This window comes from Streptomyces sp. NPDC101132, from assembly GCF_044759225.1.
Lineage (GTDB): Bacteria > Actinomycetota > Actinomycetes > Streptomycetales > Streptomycetaceae > Streptomyces.
This window is the reverse complement of sequence record NZ_JBIVYX010000005.1, coordinates 434,184-454,821: the sequence shown is the minus strand read 5'-3', so window position 1 is coordinate 454,821 and position 20,638 is coordinate 434,184. Positions and strand designations below refer to the sequence as shown.

Annotated in this window: 19 protein-coding genes; 16 read left to right on the top strand and 3 right to left on the bottom strand. The window is 71.6% G+C overall.

Features of this window, described 5'->3' with window-relative positions:
- Nucleotides 1-112 precede the first annotated feature (112 nt).
- The 5 genes from ACIQUR_RS15015 (at nt 113) to ACIQUR_RS14995 (ending at nt 5,434) form a co-directional block, all read left to right on the top strand.
- Entirely contained in the window at nt 113-1,342 is a 1,230-nt protein-coding gene (locus tag ACIQUR_RS15015; RefSeq protein WP_403663769.1) for a hypothetical protein, read from the top strand.
- A 71-nt stretch (nt 1,343-1,413) separates the two neighbouring features.
- Nucleotides 1,414-2,034, top strand: a complete 621-nt coding sequence (locus ACIQUR_RS15010) for a TlpA family protein disulfide reductase (RefSeq protein WP_403663766.1) — start codon at nt 1,414-1,416, stop codon at nt 2,032-2,034.
- 1 nt (nt 2,035) lies between these two features.
- Entirely contained in the window at nt 2,036-3,772 is a 1,737-nt protein-coding gene (locus ACIQUR_RS15005) for a cytochrome c biogenesis protein ResB (protein WP_403663763.1), read from the top strand.
- Nucleotides 3,769-4,866 carry a c-type cytochrome biogenesis protein CcsB gene (gene ccsB / locus ACIQUR_RS15000; RefSeq protein WP_403663760.1) on the top strand — a complete coding sequence of 366 codons (1,098 nt, stop codon included), beginning with the start codon at nt 3,769-3,771 and terminating at the stop codon, nt 4,864-4,866. The genes ACIQUR_RS15005 and ccsB overlap by 4 nt, the downstream gene beginning before the upstream one ends.
- Before the next feature lie 64 nt (nt 4,867-4,930).
- The gene (locus tag ACIQUR_RS14995) at nt 4,931-5,434 is read left to right on the top strand and encodes an SRPBCC domain-containing protein (RefSeq protein WP_403663757.1); all 504 of its coding nucleotides are present in this window, start codon (nt 4,931-4,933) and stop codon (nt 5,432-5,434) included.
- An 82-nt stretch (nt 5,435-5,516) separates the two neighbouring features.
- Here ACIQUR_RS14995 and ACIQUR_RS14990 read toward each other — a convergent pair whose 3' ends face one another.
- The gene (locus ACIQUR_RS14990) at nt 5,517-5,816 is read right to left on the bottom strand and encodes a PLD nuclease N-terminal domain-containing protein (RefSeq protein ID WP_403663754.1); all 300 of its coding nucleotides are present in this window, start codon (nt 5,814-5,816) and stop codon (nt 5,517-5,519) included.
- 89 nt (nt 5,817-5,905) lie between these two features.
- Here ACIQUR_RS14990 and ACIQUR_RS14985 point away from each other — a divergent pair, with 89 nt between their 5' ends.
- From ACIQUR_RS14985 to ACIQUR_RS14945, 9 genes are all read left to right on the top strand, one after another.
- On the top strand, nt 5,906-7,363 hold the full coding sequence (locus tag ACIQUR_RS14985; RefSeq protein ID WP_403663751.1) for a menaquinone biosynthesis decarboxylase: 1,458 nt from the start codon (nt 5,906-5,908) through the stop codon (nt 7,361-7,363).
- Nucleotides 7,360-8,259, top strand: coding sequence for a menaquinone biosynthesis prenyltransferase MqnP (gene mqnP / locus ACIQUR_RS14980; RefSeq protein ID WP_403663748.1), 900 nt, complete (start codon nt 7,360-7,362; stop codon nt 8,257-8,259). The genes ACIQUR_RS14985 and mqnP overlap by 4 nt, the downstream gene beginning before the upstream one ends.
- Before the next feature lie 10 nt (nt 8,260-8,269).
- A complete protein-coding gene (locus ACIQUR_RS14975; protein WP_403663745.1) occupies nt 8,270-8,944 on the top strand; it encodes a UbiX family flavin prenyltransferase in 675 nt (224 codons plus the stop codon).
- A gap of 278 nt (nt 8,945-9,222) precedes the next feature.
- Entirely contained in the window at nt 9,223-9,678 is a 456-nt protein-coding gene (locus ACIQUR_RS14970) for an Lrp/AsnC family transcriptional regulator (RefSeq protein WP_403663742.1), read from the top strand.
- Nucleotides 9,679-9,727: 49 nt separating this feature from the next.
- Nucleotides 9,728-10,891, top strand: a complete 1,164-nt coding sequence (gene mqnE, locus ACIQUR_RS14965) for an aminofutalosine synthase MqnE (protein ID WP_399945738.1) — start codon at nt 9,728-9,730, stop codon at nt 10,889-10,891.
- A 98-nt stretch (nt 10,892-10,989) separates the two neighbouring features.
- Nucleotides 10,990-11,520 carry a GNAT family N-acetyltransferase gene (locus ACIQUR_RS14960; protein ID WP_403663738.1) on the top strand — a complete coding sequence of 177 codons (531 nt, stop codon included), beginning with the start codon at nt 10,990-10,992 and terminating at the stop codon, nt 11,518-11,520.
- A gap of 45 nt (nt 11,521-11,565) precedes the next feature.
- Nucleotides 11,566-13,059: a hypothetical protein gene (locus tag ACIQUR_RS14955; protein WP_403663735.1), complete on the top strand. Its 1,494-nt coding sequence runs from the start codon at nt 11,566-11,568 to the stop codon at nt 13,057-13,059.
- 99 nt (nt 13,060-13,158) lie between these two features.
- The gene (locus ACIQUR_RS14950) at nt 13,159-13,431 is read left to right on the top strand and encodes a DUF4229 domain-containing protein (protein ID WP_399946510.1); all 273 of its coding nucleotides are present in this window, start codon (nt 13,159-13,161) and stop codon (nt 13,429-13,431) included.
- A gap of 243 nt (nt 13,432-13,674) precedes the next feature.
- Nucleotides 13,675-14,997, top strand: coding sequence for a dicarboxylate/amino acid:cation symporter (locus ACIQUR_RS14945; RefSeq protein WP_403663732.1), 1,323 nt, complete (start codon nt 13,675-13,677; stop codon nt 14,995-14,997).
- Nucleotides 14,998-15,079: 82 nt separating this feature from the next.
- Here ACIQUR_RS14945 and ACIQUR_RS14940 read toward each other — a convergent pair whose 3' ends face one another.
- Nucleotides 15,080-15,409 (bottom strand): hypothetical protein, encoded by a 330-nt coding sequence (locus ACIQUR_RS14940; RefSeq protein WP_403663729.1) that lies wholly within the window; start codon nt 15,407-15,409, stop codon nt 15,080-15,082.
- 246 nt (nt 15,410-15,655) lie between these two features.
- Here ACIQUR_RS14940 and ACIQUR_RS14935 point away from each other — a divergent pair, with 246 nt between their 5' ends.
- Together ACIQUR_RS14935 and ACIQUR_RS14930 are read left to right on the top strand one after the other, a co-directional pair.
- The gene (locus ACIQUR_RS14935; RefSeq protein WP_403663726.1) at nt 15,656-17,509 is read left to right on the top strand and encodes an AMP-dependent synthetase/ligase; all 1,854 of its coding nucleotides are present in this window, start codon (nt 15,656-15,658) and stop codon (nt 17,507-17,509) included.
- A gap of 106 nt (nt 17,510-17,615) precedes the next feature.
- On the top strand, nt 17,616-19,289 hold the full coding sequence (locus ACIQUR_RS14930) for an alpha/beta hydrolase (protein ID WP_403663723.1): 1,674 nt from the start codon (nt 17,616-17,618) through the stop codon (nt 19,287-19,289).
- Nucleotides 19,290-19,336: 47 nt separating this feature from the next.
- On the opposite strand, the gene ACIQUR_RS14925 is transcribed toward ACIQUR_RS14930, so the two are convergent.
- Nucleotides 19,337-20,548, bottom strand: coding sequence for a lipase family protein (locus ACIQUR_RS14925; protein ID WP_403663720.1), 1,212 nt, complete (start codon nt 20,546-20,548; stop codon nt 19,337-19,339).
- Nucleotides 20,549-20,638: the final 90 nt, after the last annotated feature.

Genomic DNA, 20,638 nt, shown 5'->3' with positions numbered 1-20,638 from the left:
TGGCGAAATAAATACGGGCCGCACGGGAACCGCCGTGTCGAGGCATCCGCTCTTGCTGATTGTCCGTTTATATGGACTGGCTGTGGGCTTGCTGAGGGACGGGGTCGGTGTCGTGCGCGAATTCAGTCGACGGGGTGCGCTGGGGCTGGGACTTGGGGCCGCTGCCGCGATGGGTGTCGCGGGATGCAGTTCCGGGGGAAAGGCCAGCCCCGGCAACCTCGGGCCGTTGAAGGACCGGTCGCCGGAGCCGAGCGGGCCGGCCGCGAAGCCGATAGGCGACGGCTCGACCGCGGACACCGGCCCCCAGCCCCACCAGCCGCCGAAGCCGGTGCCGCTGCAGCCGGGCGAGACGCCGCCGCAGTTCGTGGTGTTCAGCTGGGACGGTGCGGGCGAGGTCGGCAACGGTCTGTTCCCGCGGTTCCTGAAGGTCGCCAAGGACCACGGCGCGGCCATGACGTTCTTCCTCTCCGGCATCTATCTCCTGCCCGAATCCAAGAAGAGCCTCTACAAGCCGCCGAACAATCCGGTCGGCGCCTCGGACATCGGATACCTCACCGACGACCACGTCCGCGAGACCATCAAGAACGTGCGCCAGGCCTGGCTCGACGGCCACGAGATAGGCACGCACTTCAACGGGCATTTCTGCGGGGGATCCGGCTCCGTCGGCCGCTGGACCGGCGCCGACTGGCAGAGCGAAATAGACCAGGCCGTGTCCTTCGTCACCAACTGGCGGACCAACACCGGATTCACCGACCTGGAGCCGCTGCCCTTCGACTACCGCAAGGAACTGGTCGGCGCCCGCACCCCCTGCCTGCTGGGCCAGGAGAACCTGCTGCCCACGGCGGAGAAGCTGGGCTGGCGCTACGACGCCTCCTCGCCCGGCGGCACCCAGGTCTGGCCGAAGAAGAAGGGCGGCATATGGGACCTGCCGCTCCAGGCCCTGCCGTTCCCCGGGCACTCCTTCGAGGTGCTGTCCATGGACTACAACATCCTGGCCAACCAGTCGAAGAACACCACCCGCGGCGTCCCGGCCAACTACCCGGGCTGGCGTACCCAGGCCACCGGCACGTACGTCAACGGCTTCAAGCGGGCGTACGAGACGAACCGCGCACCCCTCTTCATCGGCAACCACTTCGAGCAGTGGAACGGCGGCATCTACATGGATGCCGTGGAAGAGGCATTGAAGGCAATGGCGGACAAAAAGGACGTACGCCTCGTGTCCTTCCGGCAGTTCACCGACTGGCTCGACGTCCAGACTCCGGCCGTCCTCGCCAAGCTCCAGGGCCTCGGCCCTGGTCAGGCGCCTGCCGGCGGCTGGGCGGGGTACACGGGCACCGCCTGACGCCCCCTCGGCGCTCCCGGCCCCTCGGGGGGCGCGGAAGATCCACAAAACGCCCATGCGAAACTTTTCACATGAGCCTTAGCCGCGCCCCCCGACGCCGCTCGACCAGCGGCCGCGCACTCCTGCTGACCGCGGTGACCCTCGCCGGCGGCCTGACCCTGACGGCCTGCGGCGACGGGAGCGGCGGCTCCTCCGGTTCCGGCGGCACCAACTACGTGCAGGGCAGCGGCGGCATCCAGACCGTGGCCAGGGCCGAGCGCCAGCCCGCCCCCAAGCTCGACGGCGAGACCGTCGCCGGGGACCGGCTCGACGTCTCCTCCCTCAAGGGCAAGGTCGTCGTGCTGAACGTCTGGGGCTCCTGGTGCCCGCCCTGCCGCGCCGAGGCGCCGCACTTCGCCAAGGTCTCCAAGGAGCTCAAGGACAAGGGCGTGGAATTCGTCGGGCTCAACACCCGCGACTCCTCCAAGCAGCCCGCCGTCGAGTTCGAGAAGAACTTCGGCATCACCTACCCCAGCCTGTACGACCCGATCGGTAAGCTGATCCTGCGCTTCCCCAAGGGCACGCTCAACCCGCAGTCGATCCCCTCCACGATCGTCCTGGACAAGGACGGGAAGATCGCGGCCCGCTCCCTCCTCGCGGTCAACGAGGAGCAGCTCCGCAAGATGATCGACCCCGTGCTCGCGGAGAAGTGACATGAGTGCGACCGACAAGACGGCCGGCGCCGGCGCCGCCGCCCCGGCCACCGACGACGCCGGCCTCGGCGCCGCCGCGTCCCAGCTCTCCACCGCCCCCCTGGAGGACGCCCCCAGCGCACCCGCGGGCATCGGCGTCATCGGCTGGGCCCGCTGGTTCTGGCGGCAGCTGACCTCCATGCGGGTCGCCCTGATCCTGCTCTTCATGCTCTCGCTGGGCGCCATCCCGGGCTCCCTCGTCCCCCAGAACAGCGTCGACCTGCTGAAGGTCGCCGCCTGGAAGGACGAGCACCCCAAGCTGACGCCGGTCTACGAGAAGCTCCAGCTCTTCGACGTCTACAGCTCGGTGTGGTTCTCCGCGATCTACATCCTGCTGTTCGTCTCCCTGATCGGCTGCATCGTCCCGCGCACCTGGCAGTTCGTCGGCCAGCTCCGCGGCCGCCCGCCGGGCGCCCCCAAGCGCCTGAACCGGCTGCCCGCCTACACCACCTGGCGCACCGAGGCCTCCCCCGAGGAGGTGCTCGACGCGGCCGGCACCGTCCTCAAGCAGCGCCGCTTCCGCGCCCACACCCTCGGCACCGCCGTCGCCGCCGAGAAGGGCTACCTGCGCGAGGCCGGCAACCTCGCCTTCCACATCGCGCTGATCGTGATGCTGGTCGCCTTCGCCTGGGGACGGCTGTTCTTCTCCGAGGGCGGCAAGCTCGTCCTCAAGGGCGGCGGCTTCTCGAACACGCTCACCCAGTACGACGACTTCAAGTCCGGCAGCCTCTTCGACTCCGACAGCCTGCCGCCGTTCAGCTTCGTCCTGGACGAGTTCGACGCGACGTACGAGCGCACCGGCCCCCAGAAGGGGACGCCGCGCGACTTCAAGGCGTACGTCACCTACAGCGAGGGCTCCGACGGCGCCCCCAAGAAGGCCGAGATCCAGGTCAACAAGCCGCTGGAGATCGACGGCTCGAAGATCTACCTGCTCGGCCACGGGTACGCGCCGGTCATCTCCGTGACCGACGCCCGCGGCAAGGTCGTCTTCAAGGACGCCGTCCCGATGCTGCCCCAGGACGGCAACCTCACCTCCACCGGAGCCGTCAAGGTCACCGACGGCTACCGCGACAAGGACGGCAAGAAGGAGCAGCTCGGCTTCTCCGGCGTGTTCGTCCCCACCTTCGCGGGCGCCGGCAAGGGCACGATGTTCTCCCAGTACCCGGGCCTGGACTACCCGGCCCTGGCGCTCACCGGCTTCCACGGCAGCCTCGGCGTGGACTCCGGCCTGCCGCAGAACGTCTACCAGCTGAACACGTCCAAGATGAAGCAGTTCAAGGACAAGGACGGCAACCCCTTCGCCGTCCGCATGCTGCCCGGCGAGTCCATGACCCTGCCGGACGGCGCGGGCACCGTGAAGTTCGAGGGCATCGGCCGCTGGGCCACCTTCTCCGTCACCCACCAGCCCGGCAGCGGCCTCGCCCTCGCGGGCGCCGTCGCCGCGATCCTGGGCCTGGCCGGCTCCCTCTTCATCCAGCGGCGCCGGATCTGGGTCCGGGCCGTCGCCGGACCCGACGGCGTCACCGTCGTCGAGATGGCGGGCCTCGGCCGCAGCGAGTCCGCGAAGCTCCCCGAGGAGCTGGGCGAGCTGGCCCTCACGCTGAACGGCCTGGCGCCCACCGCGCCCGAGGCCCCGGAAGTCCCCGAAGCACCTTCCGAAGAACCTGCCGAAGCACCCGTCGAAGGAGAGCGCGGATGACGCAGCTCGCAGTCGCCGCCAACGAGAACCTGGCGCACATCAGCAACGTGCTGATCTATTCGTCGATGGCGGTCTACACGCTCGCCTTCTTCGCCCACATCGCCGAGTGGACCTTCGGCAGCCGCAGCAAGGTCGGCCGCACCGCGGCCGCCCTCACCGGCGGCGCCGCGCGCACCGCCGCGCGGGGCCCGGCCCCCGCGGTGCAGGTCACGACCAAGGGCGGTGGCACCGCCGTCCTGGAGCAGCCCCAGGTCGTCACCCGGGCCGCCTCCGGCTCCCGCGACGTGCCCGACGGCCCCGGCGCGGCCGGCGGCACCGAGCAGGGCGACCTGTACGGGCGGATCGCCGTCTCCCTGACCACCCTCGGCTTCCTCGTCGAGGCCGCCGGCGTGGTCGCCCGCGCGCTGTCTGTGCAGCGGGCCCCCTGGGGCAACATGTACGAGTTCTCGATCACCTTCTCCACGGTGGCCGTCGGCGCGTACCTGGTGCTCCTCGCGCTGAAGAAGAACGTCCGGTGGATGGGCCTGATGCTCGTCACCACCGTGCTGCTCGACCTCGGCATCGCCACCACCTGGCTCTACACCGACAGCGACCAGCTCGTCCCGGCCCTGCACTCGTACTGGCTGTACATCCACGTCTCCACCGCGATCATCTGCGGCGCGGTCTTCTACATCGGCGCCGTCGGCACCGTGCTCTACCTGTTCCGCGACGCGTACGAGGCCAAGCTGGAGCAGGGCGGCAAGCCCGGGAAGTTCGCCACCTCGGTGCTGGAGCGGCTGCCCTCGTCCGGCTCGCTCGACAAGTTCTCGTACCGCATCAACGCGGCCGTCTTCCCGCTGTGGACCTTCACGATCATCGCGGGCGCGATCTGGGCCGGGGACGCCTGGGGCCGCTACTGGGGCTGGGACCCCAAGGAGGTCTGGTCCTTCGTCACCTGGGTCGCGTACGCCTGCTACCTGCACGCCCGCGCGACCGCCGGCTGGAAGGGCCGCAAGGCCGCCTACCTGGCGCTCTTCGCCTTCGCCTGCTGGATCTGGAACTACTACGGCGTGAACATCCTGCTCAGCGGCAAGCACTCCTACGCCGGCGTCTGAGCCACCGCACCCCGGGGCGCCGCCCCGGGGTGCGCCCTCACCCGTCCGGAGTAACGCTGGTGCCATGGCCACATCGACGTCCGTGATCGGACACCGCACCAGCACCTCCCGCGACGGGGGGTTCCTGATCCAGTTCGAGGTGCGCCTGGCCCACGGGTACGAGCAGGTGTGGGCGGCCGTGTCGACCGCGGCCGGACTGCGCGGCTGGCTCGCGCGGGCGGACGTCCTGGAGCGCCGGCTGGGCGGGGCGGTCACCCTGACCTGGCCCGGCGGCGGCCCCACCGTCCACGGACGCGTCACCGCCTGGGACGTGGAGCGCGTGGCGGAGTACACCGTGACCGGATACGGGCGGATCCGCCTCCACCTGGAGAGCGCCGGCCCCGAGGCCACCCTGCTGCGCTTCACCAACGAACGACGCGGCGGCGACGCGGACCGGCTGGACGCCCTGGCCGCCTGGCACGAGCACTTCGAACGCCTCGCGGAGGCCCTCGACGGCCACCCCGTGGACTGGATGACCTGGACCCCGGACCGCCGGCGCGAACTGCGCGCGCACTACGCGGCCGACTAGAACCCGTACGGCCGGTGCCTGCCCCCGGCCAGGCCCCCGTAGGGCCGATGCCCGGCTAGACCTCGTACGGCCGATGCCCCGCCTAGACCTCGTCCTCGTTGCGCCGCTTCTTCTCCTCGTCCAGCGACTTGAGGAAGTCCGGGTTGTCGTCCGGCGCCACCCACCGCTGCCGGCCGCCGCCCCCGCCGAGGCCGCCGGAGGCCACCCGCTTCTTGCCCGCCACCAGCCACACCACGGGGCCGACGATCGAGAAGAGCAGGATGATGATCACCCACACCACCTTGGGCAGGTGTTTGACCTCGTCCTCGGGGGTGTTGAGGCAGTCGATGAAGGTGTAGATGGTCAGCGCGAGGACCAGCAGGAACGGCAGGTAGCGCAGCACGGTGTGGTCCGATCCCCGGAGACGGCGTCGGGCCCGCGGACGGGCCCCGGTGACGCTTCCAGGGTAGTGCGTGGCGGATACTGGCCTGCATGGCTTACGACGATCTCCGCTCGCTGCTCCGGGCCCTGGAGCGGGAGGGCGACCTCAAGCGCATCAAGGCCGAAGTCGACCCGTACCTGGAGGTCGGGGAGATCGTCGACAGAGTGAACAAGGCCGGCGGTCCGGCCCTGCTCTTCGAGAACGTCAAGGGCTCCGACATGCCCCTGGCGATGAACGTCTTCGGCACCGACCGGCGGCTGCTCAAGGCCCTCGGCCTGAAGTCGTACGGCGAGATCAGCGACAAGATCGGCGGGCTGCTCAAGCCCGAGCTGCCGCAGGGCTTCATCGGCGTCCGCGAGGCCTTCGGCAAGCTCGGCTCGATGGTGCACGTGCCCCCGAAGAAGGTGAAGGGCGACTCCGCGCCCGTCCAGGAGGTCGTCCTCACCGGCGACGACGTCGACCTGGACCGGCTGCCGGCGCTGTTCACCTGGCCCAAGGACGGCGGGTCCTTCTTCAACCTCGGCCTGACCCACACCAAGCACCCCGAGACGGGCGTGCGGAACCTGGGCCTCTACCGCCTCCAGCGCCACGACAAGCGCACCATCGGCATGCACTGGCAGATCCACAAGGACAGCCGCAACCACTACGCGGTCGCCGCCAGGCGCGGCGAGCGGCTGCCGGTCGCGATCGCCTTCGGCTGCCCGCCGGCCGTCACGTACGCCTCGACCGCGCCGCTGCCCGGCGACATCGACGAGTACCTCTTCGCCGGCTTCGTCGCCGGCAAGCGGATCGAGATGGTCGACTGCAAGACCGTGCCGCTCCAGGTGCCGGCCAACGCCGAGGTCGTCATCGAGGGCTGGCTGGAGCCGGGCGAGATGCTCCCGGAGGGGCCCTTCGGCGACCACACCGGCTTCTACACGCCGCAGGAGCCCTTCCCCGCGCTGAAGATCGACTGCATCACCATGCGCAAGCGCCCGCTGCTGCAGTCCATCGTGGTCGGCCGCCCGCCGACCGAGGACGGGCCGCTGGGCCGGGCCACCGAGCGGTTCTTCCTGCCACTCCTCAAGATCATCGTCCCGGACATCGTGGACTACCACCTGCCGGAGTCGGGCGGCTTCCACAACTGCGCGATCGTCTCGATCGACAAGAAGTACCCGAAGCACGCGCAGAAGGTCATGCACGCCATCTGGGGCGCCCACATGATGTCGCTGACCAAGCTGATCGTCGTGGTGGACGCCGACTGCGACGTGCACGACCTGCACGAGGTCTCCTGGCGCGCGCTGGGCAACACCGACTACTCCCGCGACCTGACCGTGGTCGAGGGACCCGTGGACCACCTGGACCACGCCTCCTACCAGCAGTTCTGGGGAGGCAAGGCGGGCATCGACGCCACGAAGAAGCTGCCGGAGGAGGGCTACACCCGGGACGGCGGCTGGCCGGACATGGTGGAGTCCGACCCGGCCACGGCGGCCCTCGTGGACCGCCGCTGGAAGGAGTACGGCCTGTGACCACGGCCGCGGTCCCGGCGCAGCCGGGACGTACCAGGGCGTTCCTGCGGCTGGTGATGATCGAGCACTCGGTCTTCGCCCTGCCCTTCGCCTACATCGCCTCGCTCACCGCGATGTTCCGGGCGGACCGCACCGTCCACTGGGCCGAGCTGCTGCTGGTGACGGTCTGCATGGTCGGCCTGCGGACCTTCGCGATGGCCGCCAACCGGATCATCGACCGCGAGATCGACGCCCGGAACCCGCGTACGGCCAACCGTGAGCTGGTGACCGGCGCGGTGAGCGTGCGGTCGGCGTGGACGGGCGCCGGCATCGCGCTGGTGGTCTTCCTGGGGGCGGCCGCGCTGCTGAACCCGCTGTGCCTGGCGCTGGCGCCGCTGGCCGTGGTGCCGATGGTGGTCTACCCGTACGGCAAGCGGTTCACGAACTTCCCGCACGCCATCCTGGGCCTGGCCCAGGCCATCGGGCCGGTCGGCGCCTGGCTGGCGGTGACCGGCGAGTGGTCCTGGGACGCGGTGATCCTGGGTCTCGCGGTGGGCGTGTGGATCGGCGGCTTCGACCTGATCTTCGCCTGCCAGGACGTGCAGGCGGACCGCGCCGAGGGCGTGCGGTCGGTGCCGGCCCGCTTCGGCATCCCCGCCGCGCTGTGGGGCGCGCGGGCCTGTCACGTCGTGACGATGGGGCTGTTCGTCTGGTACGCGCTGGCCACGGACGCGGGCGCGTGGTTCTGGGCGGGCCTGATCATCGTGGCCGCGGCCTTCGGGTACGAGCACTCGATCGTGACCCCGCGGGACCTGTCGCGGCTGAACCGGGCCTTCTTCACGGTGAACGGTTTCATCGGGATCGCGCTCTTCGTGTGCGCGCTCGCGGACCTGCTGGTCCGAGGGCTGACGCTCTAGGCTCGGAGTCATGACAGACGGCAAGCGCACCCCGTGGGTGGTCGGGGTCTCCGGGGCGTCCGGCACGCCGTACGCGGCTTCGGTGCTGCGCGGCCTGCTGGCCGCGGGGGAGAGTGTGGACCTCGTGGTGAGCAGGGCCTCCCGGCTCACCCTTCTGGACGAGACCGGCATCGCCTTCCGGGACGCGCACTGGCGCGAGGACCTGGGGCAGTGGCTGGCGCGGGGCGCCGACGGCAAGCCGGACACCTTCGACGTGCGGGACGCGCTGGACGACGTACGGCACTGGTCGGCGGGCGATCTGGCCGCGGGGCCGTCCTCGGGCTCGTACCCGGTGAAGGGGATGCTGATCGTGCCGGCGTCCACGGCCTGCGTGGCCGGGGTGGCGCTGGGGCTCTCGAAGGACCTGCTGCAGCGGACGGCGAGCGTGACGCTCAAGGAGCGGCGCCGGCTGGTGGTCGCGGTGCGGGAGACCCCGCTGAACGGGCAGACGCTGCGGCATCTGGTGACGCTGGACGAGGCGGGCGCCGTGGTGCTGCCCGCCTCTCCGGCGTTCTACGCGGGTGCGACGCACATCCAGGATCTGGTGGACTTCGTCGCGGGGCGGGTGCTGGACGCGGCAGGGGTGCCGCACCGGCTGTACCGCCGCTGGGAGGGAGAGCTGGGCCGGGGATCCCCCCGGCCGTAGCGGTCTCCGGTCGTGGTGGGCTAGCGCTTCTTGGCGGCGCGGGGCGCGCGGGTCTTGTCCGCGCGGTGCGCGGCAGCCGGCTGGTGGGCACGCGAGCGGTTGGCCAGCTCCTGCAGCTGTCGCATGTGAGCGTAGGCCATCTCGATCGTGTACACGGGTAACCACTCCTGAAAGATCGTCTTTGATCTGTTGAAAGATTCACAGGGTGTCGGCCCTGTGTGCCTTAGATTCTATACGTAAACTCGCGGGATCGCTGAACAATAGAAGGGTCCAGGTACATGGACGCGGTGGATAGGCAGCTCATCCAGGCACTCAGGGAGAACGGTCGGGCCTCGTACGCCGAGCTCGGCCGCCTCGTCGGCCTCTCCGGCCCCAGCGTCACCGACCGGATCAACCGCCTGGAGTCGGCCGGTGTGATCACGGGCTACCGCGCGACGGTCAACGCGGCCTCGCTCGGGCTGGGCGTGACGGCGCTGATCGGCATCTCGCTCTCGGACGCGGCCGACCACGAGGACGTGGCGCGGCGGCTGCGCGACCTCGCGGAGATCGAGGACTGCTGGTTCATCGCCGGCGACGACTCGTTCATGCTCAAGGTCCGCGCGAGCGACGTCGACGGCCTGGAGAGGATCATCCGGAAGCTGTCCGGCACCAAGGGCGTCTCCCGCACCCGCACCACCATCGTGCTCTCGACGAAGTGGGAGAACCGGGTCGGCGACCTGCCCGAGGAGGGCTGAGAGTACGGTGGGGCAGGGTTGCAGGACACATAGAGGAGGCGACCGCAGCATGGATGCTGGGCTCAAGCGCGAGCTGGAGGAGAAGGTCCGCTCCGGCGAGCGGCTGACGCGTGAGGACGGCATCGCCCTCTACGAGTCGGACGACCTGGCCTGGCTCGGCGGGCTCGCCCACGAGGTGCGCACGCGCAAGAACGGCGACGTCGTGCACTTCAACGTCAACCGCCACCTCAACATGACCAACGTGTGCACGGCCTCGTGCGCGTACTGCTCGTTCCAGCGCAAGCCGGGCGAGAAGGACGCGTACACCATGCGCATCGAGGAGGCCGTCCGCCTGGCCAAGGCCATGGAGAACGACCACCTCACCGAGCTGCACGTGGTCAACGGCCTGCACCCGAACCTGCCGTGGCGCTACTACCCGCGCTCGCTGAAGGCCCTGAAGGAGGCGCTGCCGAACGTCTCGCTGAAGGCCTTCACCGCCACCGAGATCCACCACTTCGAGACGATCTCGGGGCTGAGCGCGAGCGAGATCCTCGACGAGCTGATCGACGCGGGCCTGGAGTCGCTGACCGGCGGCGGCGCGGAGATCTTCGACTGGGAGGTCCGCCAGCACATCGTCGACCACCGGACCCACTGGGAGGACTGGTCGCGCATCCACCGCCTCGCGCACGAGAAGGGTCTGAAGACCCCGTGCACGATGCTCTACGGGCACATCGAGGAGCCGCGCCACCGCGTGGACCACGTGCTGCGGCTGCGCGAGCTCCAGGACGAGACCGGCGGCTTCCAGGTCTTCATCCCGCTGCGGTACCAGCACGACTTCGTGGACATGAAGGACGGCAAGGTCCGCAACACGCTCCAGGCGCGGACGACGATGGCCACGGGCGCGGAGGCGCTGAAGACCTTCGCGGTCTCGCGCCTGCTGTTCGACAACGTGCCGCACGTGAAGGTCTTCTGGGTGATGCACGGCGTGCAGACCGCCCAGCTGGCGCTCCAGCACGGCGCGGACGACATGGACGGCTCGGTGGTCGAGTACAAGATCACGCACGACGCCGACAACTACGGCACGCCGAACAAGCTGACGCGTGACGACCTGCTGGACCTGATCCGCGAGGCCGGCTTCCGCCCGGTCGAGCGCAACACCCGGTACGAGATCATCCGCGAGTACCCGGGTCCGGACGCCTCGCTGCGGGAGTCGCCGCAGCCGATGCGCGTCTGACGCCGCCGCCCGGCTTTGGGGAAGGGCCCCGTTCCGCGATCCGGGACGGGGCCCTCCGCCGTTCGCGCGCCGTCGGTGGTAATGGATACGCTCCGGGTATGACCCTTACGTTCACGCTGGACCCGAAGGTCGACCCCACGCTCCACCAGGGCATCCTCGACCTGTGGACGGACGTCACCAACGCGGGCGGCGCCGTCGGCTTCGTCCCCCCGGTCGCACCGGACGACATCCGCCCGCAGCTCGTGCGGCAGCTGGCCCAGCTCGCGGACGGCAGCGCCCGGCTGCTGGTCGGCCACGACGAGGACGGCCGGGTGGCCGCCACCGCCTTCCTGACCCTGAACAGCCACCGGCTGATGACGCACTGGCTGTGGCTCTACACGGTGATGGTCCACCCCCGCCACCAGGGCCGGGGCCACGGCCGGGACCTGCTGGCGGCCGCCGCCGACGCGGCCCGCAGGGTCGGGGGCATCGAGGCGATCCGGCTCACCTGCCGCGGGGGCATGGACCTGGAGCGCTTCTACGCCGCCTGCGGCTACAAGGAGGTCGGCCGCGTCCCCTCCGCGATCCGGGTGGCCCCGGGCGACGACCGGGACGACATCACGATGCTGCTTCCGCTGCCGCTCGCCTAGAGTCCACCGGGGCCCACGACCGGGCCGTGGAGGGGGGATCTCGTGGTGGGCGGACCGACCGTGCGCTGGGACCAGCGGGCCGTCGCGCTGGTGGAGCTGCGCGGCACGCTGACGGACCGGCAGCTCTTCGAGGAGGCCGTGGCGGCCCGGGGCTGGCCGGTGCTCGAACGCCGGGGGCGCGAGGTCACGGCGGTGACGGAGGGCGTGGCCTGGTACGTCGTCGAGGTGCGCTTCCCGGGGTCGGAGTTCCGGTCGGTGGTCGGTGCCCGTCAGCGCCTGGAGGTGCTGGCCGAGGAACTCCGGCTGGCCCTCGTGGTGGAGGCCGTGGACCGCGTCGCGCGGCCGTCGGAGGTACGCCCGGGGTGGGTTCCGGCCCCGGCGGGCGGCGGCACCTCGCACCGGAGCTGGACGCGTGCCGTCCTGGCCTGGGGTGCGAACGTGAGGCAGCTGCGCGCCGGCTCGGAGACGGCCGCCCGGGCGCTGGCCGCCAGGCCGCTGCCGGGCGCGCCGGGCACCGGCCCGGGCGACGCCGTACGCCGTCTCGAACCGGGCGAGGACGACCTGGCCGGCCGCCGCGCACCGGTGTACCGGCGGCAGTGGGTGCCGCTGTCGCTCGCCGTCATCGCGGGGGTGGGCGCCACGGAGGACGGCCGCCTCGACCCGAGTCCCGTCACGCTGGCGTCCGGGCTCGTGCTCGTCGGCGCGGCCGTGGCGTGCGCCGCGCTGCTCGCCGTCCGCAGCCGACCCGACTGGACCCTGGGCAGGGCGCGGGCCGTCGTGACGGCGCCGTTGGTGGCGGCCGCCCTGGTGGCGGCGGTGCTGTGCGTCTCGCTGCCGGATGCCCTGGCGCCCGGTCCGGTGCTCTCGTTCGTCGCTCCCGGCACCGGGGTCGTCGTCGGGCTGTGGCTGCTGACCCGGCAGGCCAGCTGGCGGGTGCTGCTTCCCTGGCTCGTGCCGGCCGCGCTCCCCCTCGTCCCGGGGCTGCTGCCCGGCCTCGGGGTGTCCCTGCCCGCGCTCTACCTGCGGGCCTTCGGGCTCGATCTCGAAGACGTCGAGGTGGCGTCCGTGCAGCAGCTCCAGGCGGCGCTGAAGGTGCTCGTGTGCATGGGTGTGTGGCTGGTCGCGCCGGCCTTCCTCGGATTCCTCAAGCACCTGCACCTGATGATCCGGGGACGCTGGGGCGGGTACGCGGCGTTCGCCGCCCTGTCGGCCTTCTCCCTGCTGATCGGCGCCTGGACGCTGGCGTTCGGCCCCGCCCTGGAGGCGGGACGGGCCGCCGTCGCCGACGCTGCGGAGGGGCGCCAGGTGGCGCCGTACTACGGGGTCGAGCCGGAGTGGGTGTGTGCCGGTACGGTGCGGCCGGTCGCGCAGGTGCCGGTCGAGGGCGGGGTGCTGGACCCCCGGCGGGCGTATCTGCTGGTCGGGGATGCCGGCGGGACCGCGGTGCTGTGGGACCGGCAGCGGAAGGCGGCGCTGAAGGTGCCCCTGGCCGCGCTGCGGCTGGTTCCGGCCGGGGACCCCCGCCGGACTTGTCCGTAGACGCGGCATGCTTCACTGGACGGGCACGACCCCCCGTACGTCAGAGAGAGAAGGCTCGCCGTGGCCCTGAAGCCGAGTGCCGCCGCCCGATACACCGCGATGCGGCTTGGCATCTTCGTCGGGTGCTTCTTCGCCGTGTGGGGTCTGGTCCGGCTCCGCGTGCTGCCCGCCGGTCTCGGCGACTCCAACCTGATGTGGGTCGTACTGCTGGCGCTGGTGATCTCCGCGCCGCTGTCCTTCGTGCTGCTGCGCAAGCAGCGTGACGAGATGTCCGCCCAGATCAGCGGCCGGGTCGACGGCGTGAAGGACCGGCTCGCCGCCAACCGCAGCCAGGAGGACGCGGCCGACGACGCCGCCCGCGCCGGCTCGTAGCCCGCGGCACCCTCACGAGGGCCCGTCAACGGCCCGTAAGTTACGTCACACGCTCGACGCACCCCGCCGCCGAGGAGTCACCTCCTCGGCGGCGGGGTTTTGTCGTTCTCCGGGGGGAGTTGGGGCGGGAAGGCCCCTATGTGAGGTTGTTCGATCATCAACTGTCTGAAAGTGAGCCTTTGAGGATCTCAAAGTTCAGGTGTTAGCTTTACCGAGCCAAAACCGTCAGTAGCAGTAGTCGGAGTGTGTCCGTTGTCAGCGATCTCCAAGACCGCATCGAAAGTCCCGTTCTGGGTCCAGATCGTCGCCGGTCTGGTGCTCGGCGTCCTGCTGGGCTGGCTCGCCCGCAGCCAGGACATCGGCTGGCTCTACACGACCCTGGAGAAGGTCGGCGACATCTTCGTCCAGCTGCTGAAGCTGGCCGTCGCGCCGCTCGTCTTCTTCGCGATCCTGGTGTCGATCACCAACCTGCGGAAGGTGAACAACGCGGCCCGCCTCGCGTCGCGCACCCTGCTGTGGTTCATGATCACCTCGCTGATCGCGGTGGCCATCGGCCTCGCCATCGGCCTGCTCACCAACCCCGGCGCCGGCACCGGCCTGACGCCGAAGGACGGCGGGCTGCCGAAGCACACCGGCTCCTGGATCGACTTCCTCACCGGCATCGTGCCGAGCGACGTCATCACCCCGTTCACCGAGCTGAACGTCCTGCAGATCGTCTTCATGGCCGCCGTCGCCGGCATCGCCGCCCTCCAGCTGGGCGAGAAGGCCGCGCCGATCCTGACCCTGGCCGAGTCCGTCCTGGAGCTCCTCCAGAAGGCGCTGTGGTGGGTCATCCGGCTCGCCCCGCTCGGCACCGTCGGCCTCATCGGCTACGCCATCGCCGACTACGGCTGGGACCTGATCGGCAAGTACGCGACCTTCACCGCCGACGTCTACATCGGCTGCGCGCTCGTGCTGTTCGGCGTCTACCCGCTGCTGCTCGCGACCGTCGCCAAGGTCAACCCGCTCCAGTTCTTCAAGGGCGCCTGGCCCGCCATCCAGCTGGCCTTCGTGTCGCGCTCCTCGGTCGGCACCATGCCGGTCACCCAGAAGGTCACCGAGCGCCTCGGCGTGCCGAAGGAGTACACCTCCTTCGCCGTCCCGTTCGGCGCCACCACCAAGATGGACGGCTGCGCCGCCATCTACCCGGCGCTGGCCGCGATCTTCATCGCGCAGATCTTCGACGTGCCGCTGAACGTCGGCGACTACCTGCTGATCGCCTTCGTGTCGGTGGTCGGGTCCGCCGCCACCGCCGGCCTGACCGGCGCCACGGTCATGCTGACCCTGACCCTCTCGACGCTGGGCCTCCCGCTGGAGGGCGTCGGCCTGCTGCTGGCCATCGACCCGATCCTGGACATGATGCGCACCGCGACGAACGTCGCCGGTCAGGCGCTGGTGCCGGTCGTCGTCGCGGCCCGCGAGGGGATCCTCGACAAGGAGGCGTACGCCACGGCCTCGGCCTCCCCGGTCGACGCCCCGGCGGACGCCGGCGCCGAGCCGAAGACCCCGGTCCCGGCCACCGCCTGACGCGCCGGCCCGGTACGGCCCGCCGCCGCCCCCGCCCTTTCCGGGCGGGGGCGGCGGCTTTTGCGTGCCGGGGGTCCGGTCGTCAGTCACCCCAGGTGGCCGCGCATTCGGGCGGCGTCGGGTAGATGGTGATGCAGACCTTGGGCTCGTGGTGCTTCTTGTGGTGATGGTGCTTGTGGTGGTGCTTGTGGTGATGGTGCTTCTTGTGGTGGTGGTGCTCGCTGTGGTCGTCGTGGTGGGCGACGGCCGTGGCGGTCTGCGACGGGGCCGGGGCGGCGAAGGCGGCGGTGGGGAGGAGTGCGCCGCCGGCGACGAGGGCCGCCGAGACCAGGCCGGTCCTGATTCCCCACCTGCGCCGGGTGCGGGTGGTGCGGCTGGTGGGGGCGGTGCGGTCGGTGTGGGAGGGGGTCATGGGGTGTCCTTCCTGGAGGGGTTGGGGGGACACCTCCAGTGGGCCCGATCCGGGGGGTCCGGGTCATGTCGCGAGAAGGCGTGACTTGACGAGCGGGGCGGGTGGTGCAGGTGGTGTGGAGGGGTTCGGTGGGGGGTGCGGGCGTCCGGGGAGGGTTCGCGGGAGGTGTGCGCGGGGGCTGGGCAGGGGATGTACCCCGAAGTAAATTACCGGCGGTAACACCTCCCCACGTGCCGAGGAGTACCCGTGTCCGAATTGCTGGTCGAGCCGGTCAAGACGGTGGTCGAGCGGGTGGTCCGGGAGGTGTACGTGCCGCCGCTGGCCACCCCGCCGCAGAGCGGCTCCCTCGGTGACATCCCCTTCCTCAACGCGGCCGAGGACCCGCAGGCGCCCGTACTCGCGCGCAAGCAGCCGGACGGCAGCTGGCAGGACGTGCCGGCCGCCGAGTTCGCGGCCGAGGTGCTCGCCGTGGCGAAGGGGCTCATCGCCCAGGGCCTGGAGTGGGGCGACCGCCTCGCGATCATGGCGCGGACGACGTACGAGTGGACCCTCCTCGACTTCGCCGCCTGGGCCGCCGGCCTGATCACGGTGCCGATCTACCCGACCTCCTCCGCCCTCCAGGCCCGCTGGATCATCCAGGACTCCGGCGCCGTGGCCTGCGTCGTCGAGGACACCGCCCAGGCCCGGCTGATCAGCGGCGAACGCTCGCAGCTGCCCGGCCTGGCCCACCTGTGGGAGTTCGACACCGGCGCCATCGCGCAGCTGGTCCGCGCCGGACGCGCCGTACCCGACGTGGCCGTCCTCGCGCGCCGCGCGCACACCACCCCCGAGTCCGTGGCCACCCTGATCTACACCTCCGGCACCACCGGCACCCCCAAGGGCTGCGTGATCACCCACGGCAACTTCTTCGCCGAGGTCGACAACGCCGTCGGGCTGCTGCACCCCGTCTTCACGTCGGTCAGCAAGGACCCCGCCTCGACCCTGCTCTTCCTGCCCCTGTCCCACGTCTTCGGCCGGATGGTCGCCATCGGCTGCATGCGCGCCCGCGTGAAGCTCGGCCACGCCCCCAGCATCCAGACCGAGGATCTCCTGGCCGACCTCGCCGGGTTCCGGCCGACCTTCCTGCTCGCCATCCCGTACGTGCTGGAGAAGGTCTACAACACCGGCCGCGCCACCGCCGAGAAGATGGGCCGCGCCGCGTCCTTCGACCGCGCCGCCCGGATCGCCCGCCGGTTCGGCGAAGGCGGCCGTCCCGGCCTCGGCCTGCGCGCCGCCCACGCCCTGTACGACCCGCTCGTCTACCGGCGGATACGGGCCGCCCTCGGCGGCCGCGTCCGGTACGTCATCAGCGGCGGCTCCCCCCTCGGCCCGCGCCTCGCCGCATTCTTCGGCGGTGCCGGCGTGGAGGTCTTCGAGGGGTACGGGCTGACCGAGACCTGCGGCGCCAGCACCGTCACCCCGCCCCTCCGGCCCCGCCTGGGCACCGTCGGCTGGCCGCTGCCCGGCACCGCCGTGCGCATCGCGGCGGACGGCGAGGTGCTGCTGCGGGGCGGGCACGTCTTCGGCGGCTACTGGGACTCCGCGACCCACACCGTCGTACCGGCCACCGACCAGGAGCACTGGTTCCCCACCGGGGACATCGGGGAACTCGACGCCGACGGCTACCTCAGCATCACCGGCCGCAAGAAGGACCTCCTGATCACCTCCGGCGGCAAGAACGTGGCCCCGGCCCCGCTGGAGGACTTCCTGCGCGCCCACCCGCTGGTCGGCCAGTGCATGGTGGTCGGCGACAACCGCCCGTACATCACCGCCCTCATCACCCTGGAGCCCGACGGGTTGCAGCACTGGCGGCAGATGCGGAAGAAGCAGCACGTGCGGCTGGGGGAGCTGGTGCACGACGAGGAGCTGCGCGCCGACCTCCAGCGGGCCGTGGACGAGGCGAACAAGCTGGTCTCGCAGGCCGAGTCGATCCGCCGCTTCACCGTGCTGCCGGTGGACTTCACCGAGCAGAACGGCTGCCTGACGCCCTCGCTGAAGCTGCGCCGCGCGGCGATCGGGCGGGCCTTCGAGAAGGAGATCGACGCGCTGTACCGGCGCTGAGGGGCCCGGGCGTGGCCGGGCGGGGTGCGGGGGTCGTGCGTGGCCGGGCGGGGTGCGAGGGTCACCCGTATGGTGGTCCGGGGGTGGGCACACCCTGGGAGGTGCCATGCAGCACCGGCCTCGAACGGTCCTCCTCCTCGCCGCCGCGCTGGCGGCGGGAGCGCTCGGAGCGGGGCCCGGCCCGGGTGCCGCCGCGGACGACGGCGGCCCGGACCGCTTCCGCTCGCAGGAGATCACCTGGGGCGCGTGCCCCGAGCAGGGCCCGGCCGAGATGCGCTGCGGCACGCTCACCGTTCCGCTCGACCACGCCGACCCCGCCAGGGGCACCGTCGACCTGGCCGTGTCCCGCATCCCGGCCACCGGGAAGGCCCGCCGGGGCACCCTGGTCTTCAACTTCGGCGGCCCCGGCGCCCCCGGGGTGGCCCTGCTCGGCGAACACGTCCGGGAGTTCGCGGACCTGGGCGAGGCGTACGACCTGGTGGCCTTCGACCCGCGCGGGGTGGGCCGCAGCGAACCCGTCAGCTGCGGCGGCGCGCTGGACGCGGCGGGGGTGGGCGACACCGACGTGGCCCGGGTGGAGTCCCTCCGCACCGTGTGGAAGGAGTGCCAGGCCAACTCGGGCCCGGTCCTGCCGTACGTCGGTACGGTCAACGTCGCGCGGGACCTGGACGTGCTGCGCGAGGTGCTGGGCGAGCGGAAGCTCGACTACCTCGGCTTCTCGTACGGCACCCGGATCGGCGCCGTCTACGCGACGCTCTTCCCCGGCAGCACGGGCCGGATGGTGCTCGACGGCGTCGACACGCTCACCGAACCCCTCACCGAACAGGCCCTGGCCACCGCCCAGGGCCAGCAGCAGGCGCTGGACAACTTCCTGACCTGGTGCACCCACCAGAACCACTGCGTGTACGGGACGAACGCGCGCACCGCCAAGGAGCGGGTGCCCGCCCTGGTCCGGCGCCTCGACGCCGAACCGCTGGTCGGCTACGACGGCTCGTACGTCACCGGCCAGGACGCGGCCTGGGCCATCGCGCTCGGGCTGTACTCGAAGGAGGACTGGCCGCGGCTGGCGGACGCGCTGCGGATGGCCGAGGCGGACCGGGACCCGACCGGGCTGCTGATGCTGGGCGGCCCCATCGGTCCGGAGCCGGATCCGGAACCGAGTGAGGAGACGGTGCCGGGTGAGGAGACCGCGCCGGGCGAGGAGACGGTGCCGGGTGAGGAGACCGCGCCGGGGACGGGTCAGGAGCCGGGGCGGCCCGAGCCGGGGCGGCCCGAGCCCGGTGCCTTCCCGTGGGGCCGGGCGCCGCGCGGGTCCTTCGACGACTACGGGACACCGCCGGACAACATGGCCGCCGCCCTGATCGCCGTGAACTGCGCCGACGACCCCGACCGGGTCGGCGCCGGGGGCGCGGGCCGGATGCTGGCGGACATGCGGGCTTTGGAGGCGGAGTTCCTCAAGGCCTCCCCGGTCTTCGGGCCGGGCCAGCTGTCCACCGTGCTGTCCTGCTACGGCCGCCCCGCGGGCACCGACTTCGTCCGCGAACTGCGCCGCACGGCCGGCCCGCCGCTGCTGCTCGTCGGCACCCGGGGCGACCCGGCCACCCCGTACCGCTGGACCGAGGAGACGGCCGCCCGGCTGGGGCGGACCGTGGTGCTGGACCACAAGGGCGAGGGGCACGTGGCCTACCGGGCCTCGCCGTGCGTGCGCGAGCGGATCAACGCGTTCCTGGTCGACGGCTCCCTGCCGCACGGGACGCGGTCCTGCCCCGCCGGTGAGTGACCGGCGGGGCGGACGTCCGTACCGGGGGCGGAAGCCCCGTACCCGTGTCAGCAGTTGGCGCTCGCGGTGCGGCCCGCGAAGCGGTCGGCCAGCCAGTCGCCCGCCTCGACGGCCTCGGTGATCACGCCGCTGACGTGCTCGCCGACCCAGATGGTCTCCCAGTGCACGTTCGCGCCCTTCGCGCACCAGTCGGCGCGCAGCTGCCTGCCCACGGAGTAGGGGATCAGCTCGTCGCCCAGCGCGTGGTACTGGTACACGGGCGCGGCGGGGGCGGTGCGGCCCAGCTTCGACTGGTTCAGGCGGGCCTGCCAGTCGGGCTGCTGGAGGGGGTTGGAGGTGGTGAGGTCCGAGATCCGCTTGAAGGAGCCGGCCACCGAGTCGACCGCGACGCAGTTCTCCTTGAAGAAGCCGACCAGGGCCCTGCCGGCCGGGTTGAGGTAGGCGTCGAGGCGCAGCTCGGGGAAGGCCGCGTCCTGTCCGGCCGCCGCCATGAAGATCAGGCCCGAGCCGTAGCTGCCGTTGTTGAAGTCCGCGACCTTGAGCAGGTCGGCCGGGACGCCGCCGGTGGCGGTGCCCTTCACCTTGAGCTCGGGCGCGTACGAGCCGTGCAGCTCGGCGGCCCAGGAGGCGGCCTGCCCGCCCTGCGAGTAGCCCATGATGCCGACCGGCCCGTCCGCGGAGAGGCCCGCCGCGGTCAGCTTCTGCGCGGCGCGGGCCGCGTCGAGCATGGCGTGGCCGGCCGAGGGGCCGACGGTGTACGTGTGGACGCCCGGGGTGCCGAGCCCCTCGTAGTCGGTGACGGCCACGGCCCAGCCGCGCAGGGTGAGCTGCTGGATCAGGTTGGCCTCCATCGCGGTGCCGTGGGGGAGGTTGTTGCTCGGTGCGCAGGAGTCGCCCATGCCGACGGTGCCGACGGCGTACGTGATCAGGGGGCGGGGGCCCGTACGGCCGTCCTGGGGGACGATGACGGTGCCGGAGACGACGTTGGGGGCGCCGTCGGCGGTGGTCGAGCGGTAGTGGATCTTCCAGGCCTTGGTGTCGGTCCACTGGCCGGGCAGCGGGTGGAAGGCGGAGGGGGCGACTCCGACCAGGTCGCCGGGCGCGCCGGCGGTCTCTGTCGCGGCGCTCGCCGCGGTCTCTGCTGCGGTGCCGGCCGCGTGCTCCTGGGCGACGTCCGAGGCGGCTGCGGTGCCGGCCGGGACGGCGGCCGACAGGGCCAGGACGACGGCGGCGGTGAGGGCGGTGTTGCGGATGCGCATGGGCGGCTCTCCCAACGGTCCCGTGTGGGGGTAGGTGTGGGCACGGTAGTGACCGACCGGTCGGGATGGCGTTGACCCGGCAGCTCAGCT